The 9329-nt window shown below is 43.3% G+C and carries 9 protein-coding genes and 2 pseudogenes; 4 read left to right on the top strand and 7 right to left on the bottom strand.

The features are described from left to right. A pseudogene (locus AB4496_RS14345) lies at positions 1–259 on the bottom strand (lauroyl-Kdo(2)-lipid IV(A) myristoyltransferase); the annotation flags it as partial. A 75-nt stretch (positions 260–334) separates the two neighbouring features. Beyond that, on the bottom strand, positions 335–1276 hold the full coding sequence (rfaD, locus tag AB4496_RS14340; protein WP_009847964.1) for an ADP-glyceromanno-heptose 6-epimerase: 942 nt from the start codon (positions 1274–1276) through the stop codon (positions 335–337). A 221-nt stretch (positions 1277–1497) separates the two neighbouring features. Here rfaD and AB4496_RS14335 point away from each other — a divergent pair, with 221 nt between their 5' ends. Then, positions 1498–2136 (top strand): TetR/AcrR family transcriptional regulator, encoded by a 639-nt coding sequence (locus AB4496_RS14335; RefSeq protein ID WP_009847963.1) that lies wholly within the window; start codon positions 1498–1500, stop codon positions 2134–2136. Between the two features lie 281 nt (positions 2137–2417). On the opposite strand, the gene AB4496_RS14330 is transcribed toward AB4496_RS14335, so the two are convergent. From AB4496_RS14330 to AB4496_RS14310, 5 genes are all read right to left on the bottom strand, one after another. Next, positions 2418–3569, bottom strand: coding sequence for a murein hydrolase activator EnvC (locus tag AB4496_RS14330; RefSeq protein WP_261879032.1), 1152 nt, complete (start codon positions 3567–3569; stop codon positions 2418–2420). Positions 3570–3642: 73 nt separating this feature from the next. Continuing rightward, positions 3643–4464 carry a serine O-acetyltransferase gene (gene cysE / locus AB4496_RS14325; protein WP_009847961.1) on the bottom strand — a complete coding sequence of 274 codons (822 nt, stop codon included), beginning with the start codon at positions 4462–4464 and terminating at the stop codon, positions 3643–3645. Between the two features lie 262 nt (positions 4465–4726). After that, positions 4727–5773, bottom strand: a complete 1047-nt coding sequence (gpsA, locus tag AB4496_RS14320) for an NAD(P)H-dependent glycerol-3-phosphate dehydrogenase (RefSeq protein WP_009847960.1) — start codon at positions 5771–5773, stop codon at positions 4727–4729. 178 nt (positions 5774–5951) lie between these two features. Beyond that, the gene (gene secB, locus AB4496_RS14315) at positions 5952–6419 is read right to left on the bottom strand and encodes a protein-export chaperone SecB (protein ID WP_009847959.1); all 468 of its coding nucleotides are present in this window, start codon (positions 6417–6419) and stop codon (positions 5952–5954) included. Between the two features lie 99 nt (positions 6420–6518). After that, the gene (locus tag AB4496_RS14310; RefSeq protein ID WP_009847958.1) at positions 6519–6953 is read right to left on the bottom strand and encodes a rhodanese-like domain-containing protein; all 435 of its coding nucleotides are present in this window, start codon (positions 6951–6953) and stop codon (positions 6519–6521) included. Positions 6954–7241: 288 nt separating this feature from the next. Here AB4496_RS14310 and rfbB point away from each other — a divergent pair, with 288 nt between their 5' ends. The 3 genes and pseudogenes from rfbB to AB4496_RS14295 all read left to right on the top strand — a co-directional run. Beyond that, positions 7242–8339: a dTDP-glucose 4,6-dehydratase gene (rfbB, locus tag AB4496_RS14305; protein ID WP_102257561.1), complete on the top strand. Its 1098-nt coding sequence runs from the start codon at positions 7242–7244 to the stop codon at positions 8337–8339. After that, positions 8339–9226 carry a glucose-1-phosphate thymidylyltransferase RfbA gene (rfbA, locus tag AB4496_RS14300; RefSeq protein WP_009847956.1) on the top strand — a complete coding sequence of 296 codons (888 nt, stop codon included), beginning with the start codon at positions 8339–8341 and terminating at the stop codon, positions 9224–9226. Before rfbB ends, rfbA begins: the two co-directional genes overlap by 1 nt. Further along, positions 9226–9329: pseudogene (locus tag AB4496_RS14295) on the top strand (NAD(P)-dependent oxidoreductase); the annotation flags it as partial. The gene rfbA and the pseudogene AB4496_RS14295, both read left to right, overlap by 1 nt.

Below are 9329 nucleotides of genomic sequence, written 5' to 3'. Positions count from 1 at the left end.
TTTCACGCTCTTGAACAGACTTTTCTGGAAAACAAAGCGCGAGGTTTATACGTGCCTTTTGTACTGAGCCACGTTGCTTCTTCGCCATTTTTGTCGCCACGAATTTTGCTATGGCTACTCGAATCGAGTTTGGCAGCAAAGAAATGGGTAGACATAGGCATAGCCCGAGCCAAGTTCCCCAGTGTTTTGGTGATAAAAACGCACTGATGAATTTGGGGTTGTATGCTTTAGGATCGTAGTCGTCGCGTTGAGTTGTCACTGTAAACCTTTAACTGGCGATATATATTGAACAAGCTAACAGTATACCGTTAGCTTGTTTTCGGGAGAGTGTAATCTAGCGATTAACTGACTGCATGTACTCGCTGACGCCTTCAGCAACCGATTTAAATTGAACATCGCAACCGGCATTACGCAACTTAGTTAAATCAGCTTGAGTAAACTCTTGGTAAGCACCTTTCAAATGCTCAGGGAATGGGATAGTTTCAATCTCTCCCTTACCGTGATGCTTAATCACCGCTTTTGCGACTTCTTCAAATGATTCGGCATTACCTGTACCTAGGTTGAAGATACCTGATACGCCATTTTTTAAGAACCACAGGTTTACGGCCGCAACATCACCAACATACACAAAATCACGCTTGAAGGTTTCGCTTCCTGCGAATAATTTCGGGTTTTCACCAGCGTTCATTTGATTGTTTAGGTGGAAAGCGACAGAAGCCATGCTGCCTTTGTGCTGTTCACGTGGACCGTAGACATTGAAGTATCGAAACCCAGTGATTTGAGAAAGCGTTTCGTTGTGTGCGGTTGCATCTGCAGTTAAGCGACGCACATAGTTATCAAATCGCTGTTTTGAATAGCCGTATACGTTTAGCGCGCCTTCGTACTGCGGCTCTTCAATAAAGGTATCGGTTTCACCATAAGTGGCAGCAGAAGAAGCATACAAGAACGGAATCTCGCGCTCGATACAGTAATGCAGCAACTCTTTCGAGTATTCGTAGTTGTTTAGCATCATGTATTTGCCATCCCACTCTGTGGTTGCTGAGCATGCACCTTCATGGAAAACAGCCTCAATGTGACCGAAATCATCGCCAGCCATAACTTGAGTTAGAAAGTCATCACGATCCATGTAATCGGTGATATCTAGGTCAACCAGGTTCTTAAATTTTTTGCCATCTTTTAAGTTGTCGACAACTAGAATATCGTTGTGGCCTGCTTCATTGAGCGCCTTAACAATATTGCTGCCAATCATGCCTGCACCACCAGTTACGATAATCATATTTCTTCCTACTTTTTTGAATACAAACTCACACGAGTATAGCAAGGAACAAACGAAGCGAGCTAGCGGAATAATTCTTTAATTCTAGTGTAATGTAGTGATGTTAATTGAGATATTCTATCCATTTTCGTCAGAGCTAATTCGACCAGATGTGAACAGGTCGATCTATCTGTTTAGTGGCGATATACTGAACCACTAAACGGATAGGGATCTAATTACTAATGAAAACACGTGACAAGATTGTTTACGCAGCTCTAGAGCTTTTTAATGAGCACGGCGAGCGTAGTATTACGACCAATCATATTGCTGAGCACATCGAAATCAGCCCAGGTAACCTCTACTACCACTTCCGCAACAAACAAGAAATTGTACGTGATATCTTTACTCTCTACTCGACTGAGTTACTTGAAAGGTTTACTCCGATTCAAGGGCAGCAAGAAAGCCTGACGCTACTAAAAAGCTACTTAGATTCAATCTTCACATTGATGTGGAAGTACCGATTCTTCTATGCGAACCTGCCTGAAATATTGTCTCGTGATGAAAAGCTGCATCTTGATTACATGGCCGTTCAAGAAAAGCTGCAAACGAATCTTGTGGATATTATGAGAGCTTTTGTTGAGTTGAACTTGCTAAAAGCAACAGATACAGAAATGAAGTCGATGGTCACATCTCTCCACTTGATCGCATCGGGTTGGTTGGCGTATCAGTCGGCGATGTCTCCAAAATCTCAAATTACGGAGCAAGTTGTTCACCAAGGAATGCTGCAGATGATCGCAACCGTTAAACCGATTGCAACGACTCAAGGCTTTGAGCAACTGACATTGTTAGAAGATGGTGTAAGAGCGCTGAACAGCAAATAAAAGCGAAGATGTGGGTAAGCGGTAAGTCGGATTCGGGTAACGAGAGCGGAAAAGCGCAGATTCGAGTGGTGGGATATAAATCGTGACGTCATTCCCTACAGCGAGGAACGAGCGTGATAGGGAATCTCTCTTTATCCTCGAGGGTAGCAATCTCAAGCGAGATTCCAGATATTTCGTCCCTCAATTCTGGAATGACTGAGTTTGATTAATGCGAATTCGGAAATTTTCAGCTCTTTGGGCTTGTTCTTCGCATCTCGGTTACTTATATCTCGTATCTGTTTTTACCTAACCAACCATCTTTTCGGGTTTTGAGCTTGGCTGTTTCTACGAATTTCAAAGTACAGCGATGGTCGGGTTTGTCCACCAGTGTCACCGGCGAGAGCTATCGCCTCACCCGCTTTAACCTTGTCACCTTCTTTCTTTAAAAGCGCTTGGTTAAAGCCATACAGTGTCATGTCGCCTTTACCGTGATCAAGCAGCACCACTAAGCCATACCCACGTAAATACTCTGCGAATACGACGGTGCCTGAGTAAACAGATTTTACCTGCTGACCGTATTTCGCTTTGATCACCATGCCTTTCCAATTTACTTGGCCAGTTTGGCGTGAGCCGTAGTTATGCAGAACTTTATCTTTGATTGGCCAAGGCAGTTTACCTTTACGTTTGGCTAAGCCATCCATAGGGACAGCATTGCGTCTCTCTCGTGCGGCTTTTTCTGCTTTCGCTATTTCGGCTTTTAGGCGAGTTTCATTACGTTGAAGTTCGGCTAAGTAATTTTTGTCGCCAGAGATGTTTTTCTTAATACTGCCGACAGTCTTTTTACGCTGTGTTTGGGTCTGCGATAGTTTGTTGCGCTTTGCTACCTGTTGATTTAACAGCGTTGCTATTTGTTCTTGCTCAAGTTGGCGTTGCTTATGGCTTTCTTCTAATTCAAGTTGAGTTTGTTCGATCGTTTTGATTGTTGCAGATCGCGCTTTGGCGAGGTGTTGGTAATAGTGACTAATGCGGTCCTCTTCAACGCCAGTATTTAAGATGTGAGAAGAGGCTTTGGCTCTGCTGGTCATGTAGTAAGTCTGAATCAGCTGCTCTAACTTGTCGGTATGGGCTTTTTTCTGTGCTGTAAGCGCTTTAATCTTATTATCTAAGCTAGCAACATTAGCATTGGCGGTATTGAGTTGTTTTTTACTTGTTTTAATGGCTTTTTCAAGCAAGGAGATAGAGAGCTCTTGTTGCTTGAGGTTTGCCTGTAAATTGTCGAGCTTCTTCTGTTGTGAGGATAGTGTTTTTTGTTGACGAGATATCTCACTCGACACACCTTTCAGCTCCCCTTTCGATGCGGCAAGTGGCGATGCAGAGAAAAGAACAGCGCAAAGGCTGGAAGATATCAAAAGAACAGTGCTAATTACTTGGACTGGTTTCATCATTATCGTCATGTTGCTCTTATTAGTTTTCAGCATCTGCTCTTAAGTCTTTCGTATCTCGGCTCATCGAACCTAGAATCAGCTCTTATATTCCATCACCATGAATGAAATTTTGCGAGCGACCATTGAAGCCTTGGTCCATATCTAAAGATGGTTTATCTGTTTTCGGTTTTCCGACAATTTTTGCAGGAACGCCTGCGACTGTTGTATGAGGTGGCACGGCTTGTAGTACCACAGAGCATGAACCAATCTTCGCGCCTTCACCTACTTCAATGTTGCCGAGTATTTTAGCTCCGGCCCCAATCATTACGCCTTCGCGGATTTTGGGGTGACGGTCGCCGCCTTCTTTACCAGTACCACCAAGGGTAACGTCTTGAAGGATCGATACATCATTTTCGACGACAGCAGTTTCACCAATCACGATACCAGTGGCGTGGTCGAGCATGATAGCTTTACCGATACGAGCCGCTGGGTGAATATCAACTTGGCAAGCAACTGAAATTTGGTTTTGTAGGTAAGTAGCAAGTGCGATACGCCCTTGTTTCCACAACCAGTTAGCTACTCGGTAACCTTGCAGAGCGTGGTAGCCTTTCAGATAAAGTAGAGGCATCGAGTACATCTCGACCGCAGGATCTCGATTTACCGTCGCGCAAATATCACAAGCTGCCGCATCAATAATCGATTGATCCTGCTTAAATGCTTGTTCAACCACTTCACGTACTGCCATTGCTGGCATTGAAGCCGTCTTTAGCTTGTTTGCTAGGATGTAGCTAAGGGCTGCGCCTAAACTTTCATGGTTGATGATCGTGGCATGATAAAAACTCGCAAGCATAGGTTCTTGCTCTGACTGCTGTCGAGCTTCCTTCACTATGCATTGCCAAACTTTTTGCTGTTCACAGTGTTTCATTTTTCCATCCATTCCTTTAAACCAGATACGCGTAGCGAGATGAGAGATATGAAGAGCTTAGAAAAGCCAATTAGCGTAAATGAGATTCCAGATACTTCATTCTTCAATGACGAGCATTATACTAACGTCATCTTCAAGAGTGAGGTACGAGCGAGTTGGAGAACTTTGTTCGGGTCATTTACTTTATGCTATTCGCATCTTGATTACCCGTACCTCTAACTCTCTTCGTATCTCGCTTACTCTAATTTCGTATCTGCTCTTACTATCTTTCTGACTTTTTGTCTCTAGCAAGCAGATCTTGTGCTGCTAGGTGTGCATCTTTCCCTTGATACAACACTTGATAAATCTGTTCAACAATGGGCATTTCAACGCCCATACGTTCTGATAGTAACCAAACTTCTTTGGTGTTGCGATAACCTTCCACTACTTGGCCAATTTCGTCTTGTGCTGTATCTACATCTTTACCTGCGCCAAGTGCCAAACCAAAGCGACGGTTACGTGATTGGTTATCAGTACAGGTTAGCACTAGGTCACCCAATCCAGCCATGCCCATGAAGGTTTCTGGTTGCGCACCAAGAGCTGCGCCTAGTCGACTCATCTCAGCTAGACCGCGAGTGATAAGTGCAGTACGTGCATTGGCACCAAAACCAATACCATCCGACATGCCAGCACCAATGGCGATAACGTTTTTAACCGCGCCACCAAGCTGCATGCCAATAAAATCTGAATTTGCGTACACACGGAACGTTTTGCCACAGTGAATCTTTTCTTGAAGTTGCTCAAGGAATTCTGCATCAGGGGAAGCCACAGAGATTGCCGTTGGCATACCCATCGCAAGCTCTTTGGCGAAGGTAGGTCCTGATAGAACTGCTAACGAGTACCCATTACCAAGCACATCGTGAGCGACATCTTTTAGCAGGCGACCAGTTTCCGGCTCTAAACCTTTAGTAGCCCAGCAGATACGAGAACAATCTGTTAAGTGAGGCTTAAGGCTATTTAAAACGATATCAAATACGTGGCTAGGGACGACAACAAGAAGATCACGACTTGCTGTTACTGCCTTCTCAAGGTCTGACTCGATGATTAGGCTTTCTGGGAAGTCGATATTTGGTAGAAATTCATTATTTGCGCGCTCGGATTCGAGACGAGCCATGTGAACAGGATCATGCCCCCACAGAACAACGTTTGCACCGTTACGCGCTAGAGAGATAGCTAAAGAGGTTCCGTAAGAACCTGCGCCAATTACTGTCATGGCGATCTCTTTGCCGTAAGCGTTTGTCGAGATTGTCGGGCGAATTGTTTCTGTCATGCTTCCACCTAAAAATAATGAGGGAAATCGAAGAGTTCTGGAAAAGCTTTCCACTAAAATCAGAGGAGCTTTCAATTTTAGTACAGTGTAAAGAAAAAATGCACATCGCAGAAGTTGCGATGTGCATTTAAAAGCTAACTAGCGCTTGAATCGTTGGAGTTAAGTTCTACTTTGAGACTTAAGCCTGTTCGCCTTCAGCTTGCTGAGCTTGGTTTTGTAGGTAGTTCATGAACAAAGCATCAAAGTTAACTGGTGCTAGGTTCAGTTGTGGGAACGTACCTTTAACCACTAGGCTAGAAATTGTTTCTCGAGCGTATGGGAACAGGATGTTCGGGCAAAATGCACCTAGGCAATGAGCTAGTTGGCCAGCTTCCATTTCGCTTGCAGAGAAGATGCCGCCTTGTTGAACTTCACAAAGGAATGCAGTGTCTTCTGCATTCTTAACTGTAACCGTTAGACGTAGGATTACTTCGTACACGCCTTCGCCAAGTTCACGGCTTTGAGTGTCTAGGTCCAGTTTTACATCTGGGTTCCACTCTTTTTGAAACATGTCTGGAGAGTTTGGCGCTTCGAAAGATACGTCTTTTAGGAAGATACGTTGGATTGCGAAGTTCTGTTGTGCGTCTTGTTGTGCTGCTTCAGCCATTTTCTTATCCTTAAAAATTTATAATTAGGCTTCGTTCGCCATCTCTGTTGAACAAAACCTTAAAGTCATATTCGTTTAGTTAGGTCAGCTTACCTTTAACTACTTTTTACCTTTCACCAAAGGTAGGTTAGCTTCGCTCCAAGCCACTAAGCCGCTTTTCAGCACGCTTACGTTTTCGAAACCAGCTTTAACCAGTAGGTTAGCGCTTTCTTGAGCTGTTTGACCTGTCTTACATACTACGATGATTGGGTCGGCTTTGTGGCTTTCAAGGCTACCAAAGCTATTTGCTTTGATATCTGACGGCAAAATGTGAACTGCGTCAGTAATATGGCCCTTTTTGAACTCATCCTTAGTACGAATATCAACCACAACACCGTTTTCACGATTAATCATGTGTGTGGTTTGCGCTGCCGTGATCTCTTTGTAAGCTGCGTTTGATGTCTTGATAACGTTCGCAATGATGGCAACAACCAAGCCGATCCATACGATGGCTAAAATCATATTATCTTGAACAAATGGAACTAACTCTTGCATACCTTGAACTCTTATTCGTTATTGGGCGAAAAACTATAGGCCAAGAGTATAGCGAGATTTGGAGTTTGGTGTACATAGGATTATCAAACTTTGAACACTCTCAGGAGCAAAGTTTAACGATTTTTTTTGATTATATTTCCCGTTACATAGATAATAGCTGTATTTACATTTTTAGTTTTAAATGCGCAGTGTGGTTTTCGCTTATTGACCAAAGGGCGGTAGCGTGCCTGATAGTAGTGCTACTGCGTGTTGGTCTGTTGATTATCAAGGTTTATTTTAGGAGTTTTTGTGAAGATATTAGTCACCGGTGGTGCTGGTTTTATTGGCTCAGCAGTTATACGTCACATTATAAATAAGACAACGGACAGTGTGGTAAACGTTGATAAACTCACTTATGCAGGTAATCTAGAATCTCTTATAGAAGTAGATTCGAATGGACGTTACGCGTTCGAGCAAGTGGATATCTGTAATCGTTCAGAGCTTGACCGAGTGTTCTCTGAGCACAAACCGGATGCTGTCATGCATCTAGCTGCTGAGTCACATGTTGATCGCTCTATTACCGGCCCTGCAGCGTTTATCGAAACCAATATTGTCGGCACTTATACCTTGCTAGAAGCGACACGTGAATATTGGAATAAGCTTGAAGAGGGTGCAAAAGCAGAATTTCGTTTTCACCATATCTCTACTGATGAAGTGTATGGCGACCTTCCGCATCCGGATGAAGTTCCAGAAGGGACTGAGCTGCCAATGTTCTTGGAAACAACCTCGTATGAACCATCAAGTCCATACTCTGCTTCAAAAGCATCAAGTGATCACTTAGTACGCGCATGGTTACGTACTTACGGTCTCCCTACTATCGTAACCAATTGCTCTAACAACTATGGTCCTTACCATTTTCCTGAAAAATTGATCCCATTAGTCATTTTGAATGCTTTAGAAGGAAAAGACCTTCCTATCTATGGTAAAGGCGACCAAATTCGTGACTGGTTGTTTGTTGAAGATCATGCACGGGCACTCTACAAAGTAGTGTCTGAAGGTAAAGTCGGGGAGACATACAATATTGGTGGCCACAACGAGAAGAAAAACCTCGAAGTCGTAAACACTATTTGTGACATCTTAGATACTTTAGTACCGAAAGAGTCAGCGTATGCAGAACAAATTACCTATGTTCAAGACCGCCCTGGTCATGACCGCCGTTACGCCATTGACTCATCTAAAATGCAGCGTGAGTTAGGTTGGACACCCGAGGAGACGTTTGAAACAGGTCTTCGTAAAACGGTGCAATGGTATCTAGACAATTCAGCGTGGTGTCAAAATGTACAAGATGGTAGTTACCAACGTGAGCGTTTAGGTGTAGAAAAAACTGAATCAAAGGGAAGTAAATAATGAAAGGTATTGTTCTAGCTGGTGGTTCAGGCACTCGTTTGTACCCATTGACTCGTGGTGTATCAAAGCAACTCTTGCCGATCTACGACAAACCAATGGTGTTTTACCCGATTTCTACATTGATGTTAGCTGGAATCAAAGACATCTTGATTATCACGACTCCAGAAGATAATGCAGGTTTTAAGCGCTTGCTTGGTGATGGTTCTGATTTTGGTATTAGTCTTGAGTATGCTATTCAACCAAGCCCAGATGGTTTAGCACAAGCTTTCATTATAGGTGAAGATTTTATTGGTGATGATTCTGTTTGTTTAGTACTCGGCGACAATATCTTCTATGGGCAATCATTTAGTGACACTTTAAAAAATGCTGCCAGCCGTGAAAGTGGTGCGACAGTTTTTGGCTACCAAGTCAAAGACCCAGAGCGTTTTGGTGTGGTCGAATTTGATGAAGAGATGAAAGCGATTTCGATTGAAGAAAAGCCGGCAACACCAAAATCCAATTACGCGGTAACGGGTTTGTATTTCTACGATAATCGCGTGGTGGAAATGGCCAAGCAAGTGAAGCCCTCTCATCGTGGTGAGTTAGAAATTACCACGCTAAATGAAATGTACTTAAACGATGGTTCACTGAATGTGGAATTATTAGGTCGCGGTTTTGCGTGGCTAGATACCGGTACGCATGAAAGCCTACACGAAGCCTCTTCTTTCGTCCAAACGATTGAAAATGTCCAAGGTTTGAAAGTCGCGTGTTTAGAAGAAATCGCTTGGCGTAACGGTTGGTTGAGTGATGAACAAGTTCTGACTCTAGCTAAACCAATGATGAAAAATGAATATGGTCAGTACTTAACGCGCCTAGTTAGTGAATCTCAAAAGAGGGCTGATGCTTAATGCGTGTATTAATTACCGGTTGTCATGGTCAAGTGGGCTCTTGTCTAACTAAACAATTAGCCAATAATGAAAATATAGCAGTATTAGCTCTTGATAGAGAGCA

The organism is Vibrio sp. 10N.222.46.A1 (assembly GCF_041473595.1).
Classification (GTDB): domain Bacteria; phylum Pseudomonadota; class Gammaproteobacteria; order Enterobacterales; family Vibrionaceae; genus Vibrio; species Vibrio tasmaniensis_A.
This window is presented reverse-complemented; position numbering and strand designations above follow the sequence as displayed.

What these genes read in the sequence shown, in the direction of transcription:
- secB (WP_009847959.1), bottom strand. Translation starts at nt 6,419, where the DNA reads ATGGCTGAAGCAGCACAACAAGACGCACAACAGAACTTCGCAATCCAA.
- AB4496_RS14310 (WP_009847958.1), bottom strand. Translation starts at nt 6,953, where the DNA reads ATGCAAGAGTTAGTTCCATTTGTTCAAGATAATATGATTTTAGCCATC.
- rfbA (WP_009847956.1), top strand. Translation starts at nt 8,339, where the DNA reads ATGAAAGGTATTGTTCTAGCTGGTGGTTCAGGCACTCGTTTGTACCCA.
- cysE (WP_009847961.1), bottom strand. Translation starts at nt 4,464, where the DNA reads ATGAAACACTGTGAACAGCAAAAAGTTTGGCAATGCATAGTGAAGGAA.
- AB4496_RS14335 (WP_009847963.1), top strand. Translation starts at nt 1,498, where the DNA reads ATGAAAACACGTGACAAGATTGTTTACGCAGCTCTAGAGCTTTTTAAT.
- gpsA (WP_009847960.1), bottom strand. Translation starts at nt 5,773, where the DNA reads ATGACAGAAACAATTCGCCCGACAATCTCGACAAACGCTTACGGCAAA.
- rfaD (WP_009847964.1), bottom strand. Translation starts at nt 1,276, where the DNA reads ATGATTATCGTAACTGGTGGTGCAGGCATGATTGGCAGCAATATTGTT.
- AB4496_RS14330 (WP_261879032.1), bottom strand. Translation starts at nt 3,569, where the DNA reads ATGACGATAATGATGAAACCAGTCCAAGTAATTAGCACTGTTCTTTTG.